18 protein-coding genes are annotated in these 18,715 nt (G+C 67.3%); 9 read left to right on the forward strand and 9 right to left on the reverse strand.

The features are described from left to right. Positions 1 to 14 precede the first annotated feature (14 nt). From FBY20_RS05090 to FBY20_RS05130, 9 genes are all read right to left on the reverse strand, one after another. On the reverse strand, positions 15 to 749 hold the full coding sequence (locus FBY20_RS05090) for an META and DUF4377 domain-containing protein (RefSeq protein WP_186350996.1): 735 nt from the start codon (positions 747 to 749) through the stop codon (positions 15 to 17). A gap of 263 nt (positions 750 to 1,012) precedes the next feature. Then, positions 1,013 to 1,840 carry a lysozyme inhibitor LprI family protein gene (locus tag FBY20_RS05095; RefSeq protein ID WP_142050455.1) on the reverse strand — a complete coding sequence of 276 codons (828 nt, stop codon included), beginning with the start codon at positions 1,838 to 1,840 and terminating at the stop codon, positions 1,013 to 1,015. 129 nt (positions 1,841 to 1,969) lie between these two features. After that, positions 1,970 to 4,051, reverse strand: coding sequence for a DUF4387 family protein (locus FBY20_RS05100; protein ID WP_142050458.1), 2,082 nt, complete (start codon positions 4,049 to 4,051; stop codon positions 1,970 to 1,972). Between the two features lie 136 nt (positions 4,052 to 4,187). Next, on the reverse strand, positions 4,188 to 5,114 hold the full coding sequence (locus FBY20_RS05105) for a LysR substrate-binding domain-containing protein (RefSeq protein WP_142050461.1): 927 nt from the start codon (positions 5,112 to 5,114) through the stop codon (positions 4,188 to 4,190). Between the two features lie 13 nt (positions 5,115 to 5,127). Further along, complete coding sequence (locus FBY20_RS05110; RefSeq protein ID WP_142050464.1) at positions 5,128 to 5,556, reverse strand: VOC family protein; 429 nt, start codon at positions 5,554 to 5,556, stop codon at positions 5,128 to 5,130. Between the two features lie 142 nt (positions 5,557 to 5,698). Continuing rightward, entirely contained in the window at positions 5,699 to 6,298 is a 600-nt protein-coding gene (locus FBY20_RS05115; RefSeq protein ID WP_142050467.1) for a nitroreductase family protein, read from the reverse strand. Positions 6,299 to 6,453: 155 nt separating this feature from the next. Beyond that, positions 6,454 to 7,419, reverse strand: a complete 966-nt coding sequence (locus tag FBY20_RS05120) for a tripartite tricarboxylate transporter substrate binding protein (RefSeq protein WP_142050470.1) — start codon at positions 7,417 to 7,419, stop codon at positions 6,454 to 6,456. Positions 7,420 to 7,463: 44 nt separating this feature from the next. Next, complete coding sequence (locus FBY20_RS05125; RefSeq protein ID WP_142050473.1) at positions 7,464 to 7,949, reverse strand: DUF3237 domain-containing protein; 486 nt, start codon at positions 7,947 to 7,949, stop codon at positions 7,464 to 7,466. Then, entirely contained in the window at positions 7,946 to 9,211 is a 1,266-nt protein-coding gene (locus tag FBY20_RS05130; protein WP_142050476.1) for a flavin-dependent oxidoreductase, read from the reverse strand. Before FBY20_RS05130 ends, FBY20_RS05125 begins: the two co-directional genes overlap by 4 nt. 133 nt (positions 9,212 to 9,344) lie before the next feature. Between FBY20_RS05130 and FBY20_RS05135 the strand changes: the two genes are divergently transcribed. The 9 genes from FBY20_RS05135 (at position 9,345) to FBY20_RS05175 (ending at position 18,674) form a co-directional block, all read left to right on the forward strand. Then, positions 9,345 to 9,836, forward strand: coding sequence for a MarR family winged helix-turn-helix transcriptional regulator (locus FBY20_RS05135; protein WP_056321583.1), 492 nt, complete (start codon positions 9,345 to 9,347; stop codon positions 9,834 to 9,836). A gap of 157 nt (positions 9,837 to 9,993) precedes the next feature. Continuing rightward, positions 9,994 to 11,130: an FAD-binding oxidoreductase gene (locus FBY20_RS05140; protein WP_142050479.1), complete on the forward strand. Its 1,137-nt coding sequence runs from the start codon at positions 9,994 to 9,996 to the stop codon at positions 11,128 to 11,130. 31 nt (positions 11,131 to 11,161) lie between these two features. Further along, complete coding sequence (locus FBY20_RS05145) at positions 11,162 to 11,557, forward strand: RidA family protein (protein WP_142050482.1); 396 nt, start codon at positions 11,162 to 11,164, stop codon at positions 11,555 to 11,557. Between the two features lie 119 nt (positions 11,558 to 11,676). Next, a complete protein-coding gene (locus tag FBY20_RS05150) occupies positions 11,677 to 13,122 on the forward strand; it encodes a M81 family metallopeptidase (protein WP_142050485.1) in 1,446 nt (481 codons plus the stop codon). A 71-nt stretch (positions 13,123 to 13,193) separates the two neighbouring features. Next, a complete protein-coding gene (locus FBY20_RS05155; protein ID WP_108006514.1) occupies positions 13,194 to 14,765 on the forward strand; it encodes an ABC transporter substrate-binding protein in 1,572 nt (523 codons plus the stop codon). A 52-nt stretch (positions 14,766 to 14,817) separates the two neighbouring features. Further along, the gene (locus FBY20_RS05160) at positions 14,818 to 15,753 is read left to right on the forward strand and encodes an ABC transporter permease (RefSeq protein WP_056321574.1); all 936 of its coding nucleotides are present in this window, start codon (positions 14,818 to 14,820) and stop codon (positions 15,751 to 15,753) included. A 13-nt stretch (positions 15,754 to 15,766) separates the two neighbouring features. Next, positions 15,767 to 16,642 carry an ABC transporter permease gene (locus FBY20_RS05165; RefSeq protein ID WP_142050488.1) on the forward strand — a complete coding sequence of 292 codons (876 nt, stop codon included), beginning with the start codon at positions 15,767 to 15,769 and terminating at the stop codon, positions 16,640 to 16,642. A gap of 8 nt (positions 16,643 to 16,650) precedes the next feature. Next, on the forward strand, positions 16,651 to 17,658 hold the full coding sequence (locus tag FBY20_RS05170) for an ABC transporter ATP-binding protein (protein ID WP_056321568.1): 1,008 nt from the start codon (positions 16,651 to 16,653) through the stop codon (positions 17,656 to 17,658). A 17-nt stretch (positions 17,659 to 17,675) separates the two neighbouring features. Beyond that, a complete protein-coding gene (locus FBY20_RS05175; protein ID WP_056321564.1) occupies positions 17,676 to 18,674 on the forward strand; it encodes an ABC transporter ATP-binding protein in 999 nt (332 codons plus the stop codon). The last annotated feature ends 41 nt before the right edge of the window (positions 18,675 to 18,715 follow it).

Raw genomic sequence — 18,715 nt, forward strand, 5'->3', positions numbered from 1 at the left:
CCCGGCGCTGGCAGCTATCGCTTCGCTGCCTTGCCCGACGCATCCTGCTCGACCACCATGTCCAGCACGTAGACCTTGGACGGCGCATCGGCGGGCGGATTCTTCCAGTCGTAGCGCTTGACGCGCAGCACGGTGCGCACGCCATCCTGGTGCTCGAATCCCTCGATCGACTGATACAGCGGCTGCCACTTGTCCGGCGCGGGCAAGGCGATGCCTGCCTCGTTGAATTTACGCTCGCGCACCATCAGGCACTGGTAGTGCGGAATCATCGGATGGCTGCACTCGGCACGCTTGGCCGCCACTTCCAGGAACATGATCTGGCCCGTGCTGCCATACAGGGTTTCGGGCGTCGGTTCGCCGATGAACGTCAGGACGCTGCCGTCCTGCGCGGCCAGTTCCAACGCGGGCTCGGCCTTGTCGCCCGACAGCGTCACGCGCAATTGCCCTTTGAGGCGCTGGGCGATTTCCGCATCGAGCTGCATCAGGCTCTGCTCGCACGCCTTCATCGTGGAGGCCAGGTTCGCGATGGTCAGCACGCCATTCTTGTACGTGTACCCGCCGAACTGCGCGTTGCAGCCGCCGCGGACATTGACGCCGTCGTCCTTGAAGGTCAGCCGCACCTGATGTTCGACCCCCTTCTGCAGCGCCGCGATGGACTTGCCCGCGGGGTCGGTGGCGGCGGTCAGGCGCCAGTGGTAGGCGGTCAGGCCGGCCTGGGTGGCGGCTGACGTGGAGGCCGAATCAGGCATGGCGGACGATCCTTCACGGGGAGAGGTCGCGGGCGCGCAGGCAGACAGCAGCGCGGCGCAAACGGATGCAAGAAGGAGGGTTTTTTTCATGATTGGTTCCTGTCAGCCGCTGGCCGGAAAGAAAAGCGGCATTCTACGTCCGTGGTGTGGACGAAATGGCCAGCGCGCCGGCCATACCGTTTCCAAATCTTGCGAGCGCCGCGTGCGAATTACAGTCTGACACTTTCATCTGCCGTCCGCGCCGCCGCGGGCGTCTGCATGCGCTACTTTCCGCCGGGATATGCCGGACTGGCCAGGCAGGCCTGCGCCCATTCGTAGTCGTCGGTATCGAAGATCTCGCCGTCGATCTTTGGCAGCGGCTTGTCGGCATACGCGAAATCGGGCTTTGCGGGCGACCGGTTCCAATGGGTCTTGCCATTGCCGTCGCTGCACGCCTCGTCGGCGCTGGTGAACGAGCACGACGCGATGACCTTGGGCTTGCCGTTCTCGACGTTGGCCACGTAGCGCTTCGTGTAGACGCCGCCGGACGCCCAGTACTCGTCAATCGTGCAGACGCGGTCCTTGTTCTGGTAATGGCGCGTGGCAAAGCAGGCGTAGTTGTTGTAGTCGGGCGGCAGCACATCGCACGACGACGCGAAGCCGGCAAACGGGCCGCCGGTGAACTGCGCCCGGAACTTGCGCTGTTCCAGCGCCCGCGCGATCAGGACCGGGGTGTCGGACCCCTTGGCCTTTTCCTTGAACTGGGCGCTACGCGCAAGAATCAGGCTGCGCGCCGCCTGTGCGGGGGTCTTGCCGTCGGGCAGCAGATCGGGCGACTCGATCAATCTTTCCAGTGCGTTGTCGCGCGCCGCCAGCCAACGCTTTTGGCCCTCGACCAGCATCGTGCGGATCTCGGCATCGGGCGCGGATTTCAACAGTGCGCCGTAGCTGCGGTTCAATTCCGCGTCGGCGGATACCGCGCCGCGGTCGGCGCAGATCAGCTTCTCGACGCCGGTGGCGGCCTTCTTGCAATCGATGGCCAGCGCAGGTGCGGACAACGCGTACAAGCCAGCCAGGGACAGCAACCGTAGTGCGGGAATTCCAGGTCTCATCTGATTCTTCTCGGGGTTCGATGGCGGTTGAACAGCGTGCCATTCTGGCATGAAACCGGGGACACCTTGAAAACGGCAAACCCGCCGTCCGCCCTGGTCTTGGGCGAGCGGCGGGCCGGGCGATGCGCGCTACAACGCCGAGGCCATCGCCAGGCGCTCTGCGTAATGCGGTATCGACAGGCGCTCGATGACGGCCTGCTGCTGCGCGCCAAACACATCGCGCTCGTCGGGCGAGGCCGAAATGTTCGGGCGGTCGATCGTCAGCTTGATGGCATTGCAACTGTCCACGAAGAACGTGCCCACCACGCGCTCGGGCGCCACACCCAGCACACGCGCCACGTTGGCCGCGCAGAACACGTTCGAGCGCAGCGCGGCCTCGTAGTCGGCGGCGGAATTGAACACGATGTCGAACGTCAGCCGGTTGATGCCGGCGTCCTTGCTGCGCACCACCACGGCCATGTTTAGCAGCGGCTGTTCGCGCTGCGGCGTTCCTGCAGGCGGCACGTCGGCGATCAGGGACAGCGTGCGATCGTCCAGGTTGCCCTCGTAGCCCGTGATGCCGATGTCCGCATACCGCGGCCGCTCGGATCCGCTTTCCGTCCACGCCGCGCCGTTGACGCGGAAATACGTGATCGGGAACATGCGGTTCTTGATGATGTCCTCGTTCTGCAACAGGTGATAGAGCGTCCATTCGTAGGCGTCGCCCGCGTCCATGTTCAGGCGCGAGCCGTCACGGGCGGGGGCCAGCGACAACAGGCGTTTCAGGTCGGCCTGATGCCGCTCGGCAAGCTGCGCGGCATCGCGGTCGATGGTGCGAACCAGCGCCACCGGCCGGCTGGCGTCGGCTTCGTGGATCTTCCACGTTGCGGCGCGCAATGCGTCCGGAAACTCCGCCTGCACCAGCTTGAGCACGGCGTCCTTGATCATCGGGTAGTTGGCCTGGAACACCGGATCGCGCGTGCCGCTGGGAACCACCGCGCCATACTGCCCGTCCTCGCGCTGAAAGCTCACCAGGTTGGGCGACAGCGGATAGGCGATGTTGCCCGCGGTGGCCTTGCGGCCGGCGTAGCCGTAGTGGATCAGGTAGTGGGTCAGCAGGCTGGCCAGCGTTTCGGCCGCCTGCGGCGTCGCCGCGCAGGTTTCCACGATCAGGCCCAGCTCCGCTTCGCCCTCGCGCAGCGGCACGGTCTGCACGCCGTTGCGGCCATAGACCAGCACATCGGCGGGCACGCGCGGCAGGTCCGCGGGGTCCAGGTGGACCAGCGACACCTTGCGCTTGCCCAGCCACCGCGCGCCTTCCAGCTTGATGCTCCACGGCCAGGGTTTGCCTGCCCGCACGAACTGGCTGTTGCGGATGCCGGCGGTGCGCGCATCGCGCGCGAAGAATTCGGTGTGCTCCATCGCCAGGATCCCCTCGGGATAGAACTGGAGCTGGGGATGGCTTTCCTCGTAGAGCGAATGCGCGGCAATCGAATACGGCGTGCAGCGCCGTCCCGGATCCGGCGCCACGAAAAGCGCGGTGCCGTCGTCGTAGATTTCCGCGACGAGGCAATCCGACGGCGAGCCCGGGTCGCAGGCCAGCGCGCCGCATTCCAGCACGTGGCCGACGTGATAGGCCAGCCCCGGGTCGATGCCGCGGCGGATCATGTCGGACGCGAACAGCGCAATGTCGCAAGACCGGCCGGCCAGCACATACTTCGCGCCGCTGTCCAATGCCGTGATGAGGGGATGCACGCCCATCTGTCCCACGATGGTGCTCTCTTCCAGCGCCGCGGCGTCCAGCTCGGGGCCCGCGCCCGTGGGCCGCAGCGCGCCCGCCCGGAATTCCCGGATCACGCTGGCCGGGTCCAGCTCGGACCGGATGACGGCCACGGTGCGGTCCTTCACGCCCAGCTCGTCAAAGACTTCCTTGGCGACGTCGATCATCCAGTCCAGGTTGCGGTTGCCGCCGGCCATGCCGCAGCTGCCCAGGATGACCGGTCCGTCGATGCGCTCGCCCGCCTCGACCATGTGGCGAAAGTCCGCCTTCACGGCCTCGCGTTCGAAGTATTCGGTACCCGTGCCCAGGTAATACGGGCCGGCGTCCATCGACCCCGCATCCGAGATCACGGCATCGATACGCCCTTCCAGCGCCTTTTGCAGCGATTCGCGGGGAAATCCATATCCCAACGCGCCGCACGCGGACACCACGCGATAAACCAGCTTTGCCATCGTCACTCTCCTGTTTTGCAGGCCGCAGACATTGCGTTTGCTGCATGGGAGTGCACTTTGCGCCTGACGGCGCGGCAAAAAAAATAGTATGTCGATATGCGGGTATCGGCTGCCGATATGGCCTTTTAGCGGGCCGTCAGGAGGCCAGCGGTTCCGCGCCGGCCAGCCCCCCTTTCTCTACGTGCTGCATCACGAATTCGCTGAGGAGCGTGCGCACCGCCTCGGCCGGCGGCGCCAGCGGCACGTCGCTGGAGGCGATGACCGCCGCCGTCAGATAGACCGGCGGCTCGATCAGGGCGGCCGACACCATGGCGTGCCCAGGTGCGCCGGAGAAGTCGCCCAGCGGCAGGATGGTGTGGCCGATGCCCGCCTGCACTGCCGACAGCATCCCCGAAAAGACCTCGGTTTCCGCGACCACCTGCGGCACGATGCCGGCTTCGGAAAACAGCCGGTCCAGCAGGTTGCGCGTCATGTTGGGGTGGGCGGGCAGGATGAGCGGCATGCCGGCCAGCTGCTCGAAGCGCATGGTGCAAGGCCGGCGCCCCGGCTTGCGCGGGCTGACCACGAACAGCCGCTGCCGGAACAGCGGCTGGCGCGCGAACCCGGTCGTGGGCTCGTCCTCGAACACCAGCGCCAGGTCGAGCGAACTGTCGCGGATCCGGGCGCCCAGCTGGCCGCTTGCGTCGCTGCTAAAGCGCAGGCTGATCTTGGGCAGCGATGCCCGGCACTTTTCCATCAGTTCGCCCGCCAGGAACGACGCAAGCGTGGACGACATGCCGATCCGCACCACGCCCTGGATGTCGCCGCCCAGCGAGCGCACGATCTGCGGGATGCGCTCCATGCGGCTCAGGATGGACGTGGCTTCCGTGTACAGCGCGGCGCCGGCGGCCGTGGGACGCGCGCCCCGCGCACTACGATGCAATAGCGTCACGCCCAGCTCTTCTTCGAGCGCCGCGATCTGCTGGCTGAGCGCCGGCTGCGCCACCGGAATGAGCGCCGCCGCGCGGGAGAAACTGCCCGCCTCGACGATCTTCACGAAATACCGGAGATGGCGCAGTTGCACGGAAACGCTCCGTTCAGAACGTCACCGTGACGGACAGCGCGCTGCGCCGGGCTTCGCCGTGGAACACGGCTTCGATGTTGTTGCCATCCGGATCCAGCACGAATGCGCCGTAGTAGCCGGGGTGGTAATCGCGAAATCCCGGCGCGCCGTTGTCCTGGCCGCCGTGGGCCAGCGCCGCCTTGTAGAACGCGTCGACCATCGCCTGGTCGCGCGCCTGGAACGCAAGATGGTGGCGTCCCGTCAACTGGCCCAGCGCGGCCTGGCTTTCGGCCGTCGACACGAACAGTTCGTCGGCCCAGAAGTAGTCGTCCGCCGTGCCGCCCATGGGCACCTCCAGGGCGTCGAACACTGCCTGGTAAAAGCGCTGGCTGGCGGGCAGGTCCCGCACGACAAGCTGGATGTGATCGATCAGGCGGCCGCGATGGATCTCATTGGTCTGCATGACGTCTCCTTTCGGGTTGACAGGCTCAGTCGACTATAGCGCCATCCGCCGCCCGAAAATGACAAAGCCCGCATGGCTCTGTCGAGCCATGCGGGCCTGAAGACCGCGGTCATGCCGGGCGCGCGCGGCGCGCCCGAGGCGATCAGCCAAACACGCGGAAGCGTTCGGCGTCGTCCATGAACGGCTTGTCGCCGAAACCGGCTTCGTTCGAGCCGAACGGCATCTGCGCGCGCAGCTTCCAGTAGGCGGGGACGTTCCACTCACGCGCCACGGCGGCGTCGATCAGCGGGTTGTAGTGCTGCAGGCTGGCGCCGACGCCGGCGTTGGCCAGCGCGGTCCAGACGGAAAGCTGGGCCATGCCGCCCGACTGCTCGGACCACACGGGGAAGTTGTCGGCGTACAGCGCAAACTTTTCCTGCAGGCTGCGCACCACGTCCTGGTCTTCGAAGAACAGGATCGTGCCCACGCCGGTGGCAAAGCTCTTGAGCTTGGCTTCGGTCTTGTCGAAACCTTCGGCCGGCGCAACCTTGCGCACTTCTTCCGTGGTCAGGTTCCAGAGCTTTTCGCTTTCGGCGCCAAACAGGATCACGGCGCGCGAGCTTTGCGAGTTGAAGGACGACGGGCTGTGCTTGATCGCTTCCTGGATCAGCGTGGTCAGTTCTTCCTTGGAAGCCGACAGGTTACGGCCCAGCGAATACTGCGTGCGGCGCTGCTTGAGCGCTTCGAGATATGCGTTGCTCATGTTTTGACCTTTCGACCAGTAGATAGAGATGACGATGGGAGGCATTCTACCGGCTGGACCATGACGCGAATACCCGTTCAACCGCACTTCGGCTGGAACAAACTGTTCCACCGGTGAGATCAAACGGGTGAAATCCGTGCGTTGGGGCGGCTAATTCAGTCGGCGCGGAACCCCGTCGCCTTCACCACCTCGGTCCAGCGCCTGGATTCGGCGGTCAGCAGCGCCTGCAGGGCCTGGCGGTCCGAACCCACGACCACGAAGCCGGCCTCGCCCAGCGTCTTCACGGCGGCGGGCTGGCGCAGCGCGGCCGCACTGTCGGCCTGCAGGCGGGTCAGCACGGCGTCGGGCGTGCCGGCCGGGGCGAACAGCGCGAACCAGGCGCCGAAGTTGACCGCTGGCAAGCCGCGCTCGGCAAAAGTCGGCACATCGGCCAGGGCCTGGGTGCGTTGCGCGCCCGTGGTGGCCAGCGCGCGCAGCTTGCCGCCCTGTACCTGGGGCGCGGCCAGCGCGGTCGTCACGAAGGCCGCCTGCACGCCGCCGGACACCAGCCCGGAGACGGCGTCGCCGGTCGAACGGTAGTGGATGGCTTCGATCTTCAGGCCGGCCTCGCGCGCAAAGAGCTCGGCGCCGAAGTGGCCCGGCGTGCCCGCGCCGAAGGTGGCGAAGTTCAGGCGGTCCGGCGCCTTTTTCGCGGCGTCGATGAATGCCGCCAGGTCCTTGTAGGGCGACGTGGCCGGCACGACCAGCACGAAGTCGGCGCGCACCACCTCGGAGATCGGCGCGAAATCGCGCGGCGGATCGTAATTCAGGTTGCGGTACGTGGCGGGCGAAATGCTGATCGATCCGACCTCGCCCAGCAGCAGGGTCTGGCCGTCGGCCGGACTGCGCGCGACGGTCTGCGCGGCGATCTGCCCGCCCGCGCCCACCTTGTTTTCCACCACCACGCTTTCGCCCAGCAGCGGCCCCATGTGCTGGGACAGGGTGCGCGCCACGATATCGGGCCCGGTGCCGGGCGGAAAGCCCACGTTCAGGCGCACCGGCCCATTGGGAAATTGCGCGGCCGCGGCAAGCGGCACGCACAGCAGTAAGCCGCCCAACAGGCGGCGCAGCATCGTTTGCATGGTTGTCTCCTGGTTTTTTTAATGCCGCGGCGGCTGCCGCGGGGTCAGCAAATGCGATAGAAGCGCAGCTCGACGCGATCGGGATAGCGCGCGCCGGTGCCGATGAAAAGGCTTTCGTTCATCCAGCCCAGCGTGGGCGAGGACGTCTCGAAACGGGGATAGCTGCGAAAGTAGATGCGCGCCGGATCGACGGCCTCGCCGCGCGCCAGCCGCGCAATGTCCTCGGCGCTGCCCGTGCGGATGCCGGTGTTTTCGACGTACACACGTTCGCCCGAGGGCGTCTCGATGACGTAGCGTGCGTGGATGTCCGTGAAGGTGGCCGACCGGATGATCTGGAAGTCCGCGCCGCCGGGCAGCACCTTGCCCGACAGGCGCGGTCCCTGGACCGTGCCGCCGGTGATGGGGATCACGCGGCGGCGCCCCTGCGGCGTATCGCCCACTTCCTGCGGCGCGCCCACGTCGACCACAACCGTGGCCACGTGTTCAAGCCGGGGGGCCTGCGTGTCGTTCATGGCATCGGCGCCGCTCATGGTTTCTCTCCGCGGGCAAGGCGCAGCGCCGCCGGGTCAAAGCCCGCAAGCTGCTTGTAGCGCAGCGACACCGCCGCCAGCTCCTCGCCCGAAATCACGTCGTTGATGTTCGCGAACCCCGCGGGCGCGCGTTCTTCGGCCATCTGCATCACCTGCTCGGGGCCGTTCAGGCGGTTGCGCAGCACGATGCCCGCGGTACGCGGCAGGCGTTCGGCTTCGTACTCCAGCAGCGCGATCTCCGCCGAGCGCGCCTTGCCGCGCACGGCCTGATCCAGCCAGTCAGCCAGGCAGCGCGCGTCCAGGATGGCCTGCGCCGATCCGTTGGAGCCGATGGGGTACATCGGATGCGCGGCGTCGCCCAGCAGCGTGAAGCGCCCGCGCGTCCAGCGCGGCAAGGGGTCGCGATCGACCAGCGGAAATTCGTAGATCGCCTCGGCGCCGTCGATGATGGCCGGGATGTCGATCCAGTCCCAGCGCCAGTCGGCAAAGCGGTCCGCGAAGACGGACTTGTCGACCTTGCGGTTCCAGTCGGTGGCGGGCAGTTCCGCGCCCGGAATGGACAGCTCGGCGATCCAGTTGATGAGCGAGCGGCCTTGCCGGCGCAGCGGTTCCGAAATCGGGTAGCAGACGAACTTCTGATCCTGGTGCCCCGCCATGAACATGCTGCGCCCGTCCAGATACGGCGGCGCCTCGGTCACCGCGCGCCACAGCATGCGGCCGGAGAACCGGGGTTCGTCCCCCACGGGATGGAGCTGGCGCCGCAGCGCGGAATGAATGCCGTCGGCGCCCACCAGGATGTCGCCCTGCACGGTATGCAGCGTGTTGTCCGCGCGGCTGCGGAACTGGGCCTGCACGCCGTCCGCGTCCTGGGTGGCTGACTCCAGCACCATGCCGGGGACGATGGCATCCGGACCCAGGCGCTCGCGCACGGCCTGCGCAAGCAGCATCTGGAACTCGCCGCGATGCACCGAGAACTGCGGCAGCGGATAGCCGGCCTCGCGGCCGCGCGGCTCGCGCCAGATCGGCTGGCCCAGCTTGTTGTAGTAGTGCAGCTGCGAGGTCTCGATGGCGCGTTCTGCCAGCGCGGGCATCAGGCCCAGCTGTTCGATCTCGCTGACGGCATGCGGCAGCAGGTTGATGCCGACGCCGAGCGGGCGCAGTTCCTGCGCGCTTTCATAAATGCGGCAGCCGATGCCGCGGCGGTGCAGCATCAGCGCGAGAGTCAGCCCGCCGATACCCGCGCCGGCAATGACGATTTGCATGTCTACTCCTGGTCTTATTTGTTATGCAACATAACAAAATCGCCCCGCGTTCCGCACGAGGGATTTCCCGCAATCCGGTGGCGCGGCGACAATGCCTGCATTAGTGTTGAGGCCCCATCCGCGATCCGCCCCCATGTCCAGAGCATCCGTCCAACGCCCTCGCCGCCCCGCGGCCCGTGGCGAACACTTCGATCCGCACGTGCCCGGCGTTCAGTACGGCGCGCTGGACGACCTGGTCGGCTACGCGATCCGGCGCGCGCAGATCCTGATCTACGAGGACTTTCTGGCCGCGCTGGCGCCGTGGGACATCACGCCGCAGCGGTACTCGGCGTTGACGCTGATCGCCGCGAACGAAAACCTCAAGCTCACCGACCTGGCCCGCATCCTGGGCATTGCGCGATCGGGCGCGGTGCAGATCGTGAACCAGCTGCAGGACCTGGGCTACGTGGAACGCCAGGAGGCCGAGCACGACCGGCGCGCGTACGCGCTGGCCATGACACAGACCGGCCACGATGCGCTGGCCGCCATCACCGAGGCCGTTCAGGCGCACGACGCCCGCATCAGCGCCAAGCTGGGCGCGGCAGAGCGGCGCAAGCTGATCGGCTTGCTGGGCAAGCTGGGCTGACGCGTCCGCCGGCATCGCGCGGCGTTCCCGATTCGCGCGTCCGCGCCCCATTGCATGCTTTCTGCACCGATGCGGGCATTCCCCTATTACCCCCGCCGCGCCAAAAAACTATCGTATTCGAGAATTATCAAATAAGAGAATTCTCGCTTCCGACAAAATGATTGCTGAAACCCTATACGATTTTGCCGTGATCGGCGCGGGCATCGCCGGCGCCTCCGTGGCCTACCGCCTGAGCGCCTCGGCGTCCGTGGCGGTGCTGGAACGAGAGTCCCAACCCGGTTATCACTCCACCGGCCGTTCGGCGGCCATGTTCATGGAGACCTACGGCACCACGCAGATCAAGGCGCTTACGCGCGCCAGCCGCGCGTTCTACGAGCATCCGCCGGAAGGCTTCTGCGAGCATCCGCTGCTCAGCCCCCGCGGCGTGCTGTACATCGGGACGCCGGATCAGAAGGATCTGCTGCAGGACGCCTTCGAAGACTTCCACCGCCAGTCGCCAAACGTCACCCTTATCGACGCCAGCCAGGCCGTCAAGCGCGTGCCCTGCCTGCGCGAAGACCAGCTGTGCGGCGCGATCGAGGAACCCGATGCGCGCGATATCGACGTGCATGCGCTGCACCAGGGTTTTCTGCGCGGCATGAGCCGCCAGGGCGCCGTGCTGCACAACAACGCCGAACTGGTGGGCGCCGCTTTCGAGAACGATGTCTGGACGCTGACCCTGGCCGATGGCCGGCAGATCCGCGCGCGGGCCGTCGTCAACGCCGCGGGCGCCTGGGCCGACCACACCGCCGGCTTGTGCGGCGCCGCCCCCGTCGGCCTGCAGCCGTGCCGCCGCACCGCGTTCACCTTCAGCGGTCCGGAGGACATGGATTTCTCGCACTGGCCCGCCGTGGTGGGCGTGGACGAAAGCTACTACTTCAAGCCCGACGCGGGGCAGCTGCTGGGCTCGCCCGCCAATGCCGACCCGGTCGATGCGCACGACGTGGTGCCCGAGGAACTGGATGTCGCCACCGGCATCTACCGCATCGAAACCGCCACGTCGCTGACCATCCGCCGCCCGAAGCACACCTGGGCCGGCCTGCGCTCGTTCGTGCGCGACGGTGACTTCGTGGTGGGCTGGGACGCGGCCACGCCGGCGTTCTTCTGGCTGGCGGCGCAAGGCGGCTACGGCATCCAGACCGCGGCGGCCACGTCCGAGCTGGCGGCCGCATTGCTGACGCACCAGCCCATTCCCGACCACCTGCAGGCGCATGGCGTCAATGCCGACGCCGTGCGGCCCGAGCGCCTGCGCTGACCTTATTGCCTACGACACCGAGATTGTCCAAATGACCGCCATTACCCGCTACCCCAGCACCCTGCCCCTGCCTTTCTCGCGCGCCACCCAGGCGGGCGGTTTCCTGTTCCTGTCCGGCCAGATCCCGATGGATGCCGCCGGCCAGGTGGTGCGCGGCGATGTCGCCACCCAGACGCATGCCGCCATCGAGCGCATCAAGGAAACCCTGGCCCTGGCCGGCGCAAGCCTGAAAGACGTGGTGCGCGTGACCGTGTGGCTGACCGACCTGGCGCATTTCGCCCAGTTCAACGAGGCCTATCGCAGCCATTTCTCTTCCGATTTCCCCTCGCGCTCCACCGTCGAGGCCAAGCTGGCCATGGACGTGGACGTCGAGATCGAAGTGCAGGCGTGGCTGGGCGACGCCCGGCCCAAGGCGCCTGCCGCCTGAACGCTGTCCCGTTCGATTGCATGACACCGCCAGGCGCAGCGCCTGGCGGGGCGACACCCCCAAGCGCGCGCCCCGATGCCCGCGCCCTAAAGCCCCACTTTTTGCGCGGAGCGTCATTCATGAAGATCTTTTCCGGGTCCCTGGCGACCGAGACGAACACCTTTTCTCCCATTCCGACCGGCCTGGCCTCCTACCGGGCGCGCGGGTACTTTCCGGCCGGCCAGCATCCGGACCGCATGCAGATGTTCTCGGGTCCGCTGTGGGCGGCGCGCCAGCGCGCCGCGGGCAAGGACTGGACCCTCATCGAAGGGCTGACGGCAGGCGCGACGCCGGCCGGCATCACGACCCGCCACGCCTACGAGACGCTGCGCGACGAGCTGCTGAACGATCTGCGCCGCGCGGGCAAGGTCGATATCGCCCTCTTTGGCCTGCACGGCGCGATGGTCGCCGACGGCTACGACGACTGCGAAGGCGACCTGCTGCGACGCGCGCGCGAGATCGTGGGCCCCGATACCGTGATCGGCGCAGAGCTCGACCCGCACTGCCACCTGACGGACGCGATGGTCCAGAGCGCCGACTTCCTGGTCTGTTTCAAGGAATACCCCCACACCGACATCCTGGAGCGCGCCTTCGACCTGGTCGACCTGTGCGTGGCGCGCGCCGAGGGCCGCATCAAGCCCGCGCGCGCGGTCTTCGACTGCGAGATGATTTCCATCATGCACACCAGCCGCGAGCCGATGCGCAGCTTCGTGGACCGCCTGCTGGCCATGGAGGGCAAGGAAGGCGTGCTGTCCGTGTCCATCGCCCACGGCTTTCCGTGGGGCGACACGCCGGACATGGGCTCGAAGGTGCTGGTCTATACCGACGGCAACCCCGCGCAGGCCGAGGCGCTAGCGCGCACGCTGGGCGAAGAGATCATCGGGTTCCGCGACCAGCTTGCGCCGCCCTACCCCGGCGCCGACGAAGCGCTGGACCTGGCGCTGGCGCACACCGAATTTCCCGTGGTGCTGGCCGATTCGGCCGACAACGCGGGCGGCGGCGCGCCCAGCGATGCCACGTTCATTCTGGAACGCGTGCTGGCGCGCGGCATCACCGATGTCGCCACCGGCCCGTTCTGGGATCCGGTTGCCGTGCAGCTGTGCTTTGAGGCCGGTGAAGGCGCGCAGATCAAGCTGCGCGTGGGCGGCAAGGTGGCGCCGGTGTCTGGCCAGCCGCTGGACCTGGACTGCGAGATCCTGGCGCTCAAGCGCGACGCCGTCATGACCGGCCTGGCCGGCACGCCCGCGCTGCTGGGCGACGTTGCCGTCGTGCGCACCCGCGGCGTGACGCTTGTGATGACCACCTCGCGCACCCAGGCGATGGGCACCGACCTCTTTACCCAATTCGGCGTGGACCTCGCCGCGATGAAACTCATCATCGTGAAGTCCTCGCAGCACTTCTACGCCTCGTACTCCAAGGTAGGCCGCCACGTCATCTATGTCGAGACGCCCGGCGCCATCACGAATGACCTCAACACGCTGCCGTTCGTGAAGCGCCAGCTGCCCAAGTGGCCGTTCAAGCAGTAAGACCCGATGCCCAGGACCAACCACCCAAGCCGCCCATGACGGGCAGACCAGAATCAACAAAGGGGAAATCCATGATCAGACGTTTCAGCCTGCTGGGAGCCGCCGCGCTCCTGGCCATGAGCGCCGCAACCGGCGCGCTCGCCCAGACCAAAACCCTGCGCCTCGTGCCGCATGCGGACTTAAAGACGCTGGACCCGCTCTTTAACACCGCCTACATCACGCGCAACCACGGCTACATGGTGTTCGACACCCTGTTCGCCCAGGACAGCCAAGGCCAGGTCAAGCCGCAGATGGTGGACACCTGGACCAAGTCCGAGGACGGCAAGACCTGGACGTTCACGCTGCGCCCGGGCCTGAAGTTCAGCGACGGCACGCCGGTGACGGCCGAGGACTGCATTGCCTCGATCCAGCGCTGGGCCAAGAAGGACACGTTGGGCCAGGCCATGATGGCGGCGGGCGCGGAACTGGCGGCCACCAACGAAAACACATTCACGCTGACCCTGAAAGAGCCCTTCGGCCTGGTGCTGGATGCGCTGTCCAAACCCTCCGGCATGCCGCCCTTCATCATGCCCAAGCGGCTGGCGGCCACCGATCCGAACACCCAGGTGACCGAGATGGTCGGGTCGGGTCCGTTCCTTTTCAAGCGGGATGAATGGGTGCCCGGCAACAAGGTGGTCTACGTGAAGAACCCGGCCTACGTGCCGCGGTCCGAAGCGCCGGACGGCCTGGCGGGCGGCAAGAATGTGAAGGTGGACCGCGTGGAGTGGGTCTACATCCCCGACGGCAACACGTCGACGGCCGCGCTGATGAACGGCGAGGTCGACATGATCGAACAGGTCACGCCCGACTTCCTGCCGGTGCTCGAAACCAATCCCGACATCACGCTGAGCACGTCGGTTGCCTCGCAAGGCATGGTGATTCTCAACTCCCTGCATCCGCCGTTCAACAACCCGCTGGCGCGCCAGGCGCTGTATCACCTGGTCAGCCAGAAGGAAATGCTGACCGCGATGGGCTACCCGGACAAGTACCGCGTCGACTACTGCCCCACCATGTACATCTGCGGTTCGCCCCTGGCCACGGACGCGGGCGCCGCGCCCTACGCCAAGCCGGACGTGGCCCGCGCCAAGCAACTGCTGCAGGAATCGGGCTACAAGGGCGAGAAGGTCGTGCTGCTGTACCCCACCGATCACCTGAGCGCTCCCGCCGTCATGGTGCTGGCGCAGAACATGAAGAAGGCCGGCGTGAACGTGGACCTGCAGTCCATGGACTGGGCCTCGCTGGCCGGACGCCGCCTGAAGAAGGATCCGCCCGCGCAAGGCGGCTGGAACATCTTCCTGACCTGGGGCGGTTACTTCGACGCCAGCACGCCGGTGACCAACCCGTGGCTGTCCGCCGCCTGCGGCAACAGCCTGCCGGGCTGGCCCTGCGATAAGGAACTGGACACCCTGCGCACCAGCTGGATCCGCGAAACGGACGCCGCGAAACGCAAGGACATCGCCGCGCAGATCCAGGCGCGCGCCTACCAGACGGTGCCTTACGTGATGTGGGGCGAGTTCAAGCCCGTCTTTGCCGTGCGCGGCCTCAAGCACACCGAGCTGGTCAAGTCCGGCATCCCGGTGATGTGGAACATCGAAAAACCGTAAGGCCGACGCCGGGCGCCGCGCGCGCCCGGCCGCAAGCCGGGGGGAATCCAGCGTGAAATTCATCCTGCGCCGCATCGCGGCCGTCATACCCGTCATGGCCGTCGTGGCGGTTGTGGTGTTCCTGCTGATACACCTGTCGCCGGGCGATCCCGCAGCGGTGATCGCGGGCGACAACGCCACCGCCGACGACGTCGAGAAAATCCGCCAGAACCTGGGCCTGGACAAGCCGCTGTTGCAGCAGTTCGTCATCTGGGTCAGCCATATCGCCACGGGCGACCTGGGCACGTCGATGTCCACGCAGATGCCCGTCTCGCAGCTCATCGCCCAGCGCATGGGCCCGACGATCTCGATCGCGCTCTTCACGATGCTGTTCGCCGTGCTGGCGGCAATCCCCCTGGGCGTGCTGGCCGCGTGGAACGCCGGCAAGTGGCTGGACCGGCTGGTGATGGTGGGCGCGGTGTGCGCGTTCTCGGTGCCGGTGTTCCTGATCGGCTACAGCCTGGTGTACGGCTTTTCCATCAAGCTGGGCTGGCTGCCGGTGCAGGGCTACAAACCCCTGGCCGATGGCCTCGTGCCTTACTTGCGCCACCTGGTGCTGCCCTGTCTGTCGCTGGGCCTGGTGTACATGGCGCTGCTGACCCGCATGACGCGCGCCACCATGCTGGAGGCCCTGTCCGAAGACTACATCCGCACCGCGCGCGCCAAGGGCCTGTCGTCCGGTCCCATCGTCTGGCATGCGCTCAAGAACGCCGCCAATCCCATTGTCACGACCATCGGCGTCGGCGTGGCGCTCCTGATCGGCGGGGTCGTCGTGACCGAGACGGTGTTTGCGATCCCGGGCCTGGGCCGCCTGACCATCGACGCCGTGCTGCGCCACGACTATCCGGTCATCCAGGGCGTGCTGCTGGTGGCCTCGGGCATCTACGTGCTGATCAACCTGCTGGTCGACCTGAGCTACCGGCTCTTCGATCCCCGCATCCGCTATTGAGAAGAGGCCACGCATGAACACGACCACCCTGCCCCTTCCCGCCGCGCGGCCGCGCCTGCGGCGCGCGTTCCGGTCGGTGCGCCGCCATCCCATGCTGTACGCCGGCGGCGCGATTCTCATCATCCTCGCGGCCATCGCGCTGGCCGCGCCGTGGCTGGCCACCGTCGACCCGCAGGAAATCAATCCGCTGGCGCGCATGAAGCCGCCCTCGGCCGAACACCTGTTCGGCACCGACGCGCTGGGCCGCGACGTCTATTCGCGCACCGTCTGGGGCGCCCGCATCTCGCTGCTGGTCGGCATCGTGGTCGCCGTCGTCTCCACCGCCGCCGGCGTGGTGCTGGGCATGATGGCCGGCTACTTCCGCCGCATCGACGCCGTCATCATGCGCATCATGGACGGCCTGATGGCCATCCCCGGCGTGCTGCTGGCGATTGCGCTGATGGCCACGCTGAAGGGAGGGCTGGGCACCGTCATCATCGCCATCGTCATTCCCGAGGTGCCACGCGTCGTGCGCCTGGTGCGCGCGCTGGTCCTGACCATCCGCGAGCAGCCCTACATCGAGGCCGCCGTCTCGGTCGGCACGCGGGTGCCGTCGATCCTGATGCGCCACATCCTGCCCAACCTGTTTGCGCCGCTGATGGTGCAGGCCACGTTCATCGCGGCCTCCGCCATCCTGACCGAAGCCGTGCTGAGCTTTCTGGGCGTGGGCATTCCGCCGCACATCCCGAGCTGGGGCAACATCATGGCCGAAGGCCGCAACTTCGTGGCCGTGGCGTTCCACATCATCCTGTATCCGGGCCTCTTTCTGGGCGTGGCCGTCCTGGCCGTCAATCTGGTCGGCGACGGGCTGCGCGACATGCTCGATCCCCGCCTGGCCAAGAAGCTGTAGGAGCGCACATGCAACCCAATCCCGTCCTGCGCGTGCAAGACCTCACCACCTGTTTCGACGGCGACGACACGACCGTGCTGGCCGTCGACAAGCTCTCGTTCGACCTCCTGCCCGGTGAAACCCTGGGCCTGGTCGGCGAATCGGGCTGCGGCAAGAGCGTCACGTCGCTGTCCATCATGCGGCTGCTGCGCGCCCCCGGCCGCGTCGCCAGCGGCAGCATCGAATTCGACGGCAGCGATCTCCTGGCCCTGCCCGAGAAATCGATGCGCGCCATTCGCGGCAACAAGATCTCGATGATTTTCCAGGAGCCCATGACCTCATTGAACCCCGTGATCACGGTGGGCAAGCAGATCAGCGAGTCGCTCATGCTGCACCAGGGCCTGTCGCGGCGCGAGGCGCTGACGCAGGCCGAGGCGCTGCTGGACCTGGTGCAGATCTCCGACCCGGCGCGCCGCGTGCGCGAGTACCCCTATCAGCTCTCGGGCGGCATGCGGCAACGCGCCATGATCGCCATGGCGCTGGCCTGTCAGCCCAAGGTGCTGATCGCAGACGAGCCCACCACGGCGCTGGACGTCACCATCCAGGCGCAGATCCTGCACCTGTTGCGCGATATCCAGGCGCGCCTGGGCACGGCCATCGTGCTGATCACGCACGACCTGGGCGTGGTCGCGCAGATGTGCCAGCGCGTGATCGTCATGTACGCCGGCCGCAAGGTCGAGGAAGGCAGCGTGGACGACGTGCTGGACCGTCCGCAGCACCCGTACACGCAGGCGCTGATCCGCTCGCTGCCCGACTTCGTCGACGGGCAGGACCACACCGCGCGGCTGGCCGAGCTGCCCGGCATCGTTCCGGTGCGCACACCTGCCTCGCGCGGCTGCGCCTTTGCGGCGCGCTGCCCCGAGGCCCTGCCGCGCTGCACCGAGGAAGCGCCCGGCGCCACCGACGCGGGCGCCCGCCACCGCGTCTGGTGCTGGGCCCGCCAGGACGCACCGGCACCCGCCGCCCTGACCGCCTGAGACGCATGAGACCCGCCATGAACCTGCACGACATTCCCCTCGCGTCTTCCGTGCCCGCCGCCACCGCGGTGCCCATGCTGGAAGTCATCGGCCTGAAGAAGCACTTTCCCGTGGACAGCGGGCGCGGCGCCAAGGTGCTGCGCGCGGTCGACGGCATCTCGCTGTCGGTGCCCCGCGGCCAGACGCTCAGCCTGGTCGGCGAATCCGGCTGCGGCAAGTCCACCACCGGCAAGTGCCTGATCCGCCTGACCGATCCCACCGAAGGCCGCATCCTGCTGGAGGGCGAAGACCTCGCCAAGATGAACAGCAGCCAGCTGCGCGCCATGCGCCGCCGCATGCAGTTCATCTTCCAGGACCCGTTTTCGTCGATGAATCCGCGCATGCGCGTGCGCGACATCATTGGCGAGCCGCTGCGCAACTTTGGCCACGACCGCGAGGCCATCCGCGAACGCGTGTCGCAGTTGCTGGCGCGCGTCAGCCTGCGGCCCGACGCCGCCGACAAGTATCCGCATGAGTTCTCGGGCGGCCAACGCCAGCGCATCGTGATCGCGCGCGCCCTGGCGCTGGACCCGGGGCTCATCGTCTGTGACGAGCCCGTGTCGGCGCTTGACGTATCGGTGCAGGCGCAGGTCATCAACCTGCTGATGGACCTGCAGCGCGACCTGGGCCTGACCTACGTGTTCATCTCGCACGACCTGAGCGTCGTGCGCCACATCAGCCACCGCGTGGCCGTGATGTATTTGGGCAAGATCGTCGAGATCGGCACCCGCGATGCGATCTTCGACCGTCCGGCCCACCCCTACACCCGGGCGCTGCTGGCGGCCGTGCCGTCCGCGCGTCACGGGGAGCGCAACCCCGTCGAGGTGCTGAAGGGCGAAATCCCCAGCCCGCTGTCGCCCCCGTCCGGATGCGCGTTCCGTACCCGCTGCCCCATGGCGCAGCCGCGCTGCGCCGAAGAAACGCCCCAGCCGCGCCAGGTCGCCGCCGAACAGCAGGTCGCCTGCCACTTTGCCTGATCCCACCATTGCCTGATCCCACCATTGCCTGATCCCACCTT

The organism is Achromobacter sp. SLBN-14, assembly GCF_006715415.1.
Lineage (GTDB): Bacteria > Pseudomonadota > Gammaproteobacteria > Burkholderiales > Burkholderiaceae_B > Achromobacter > Achromobacter mucicolens.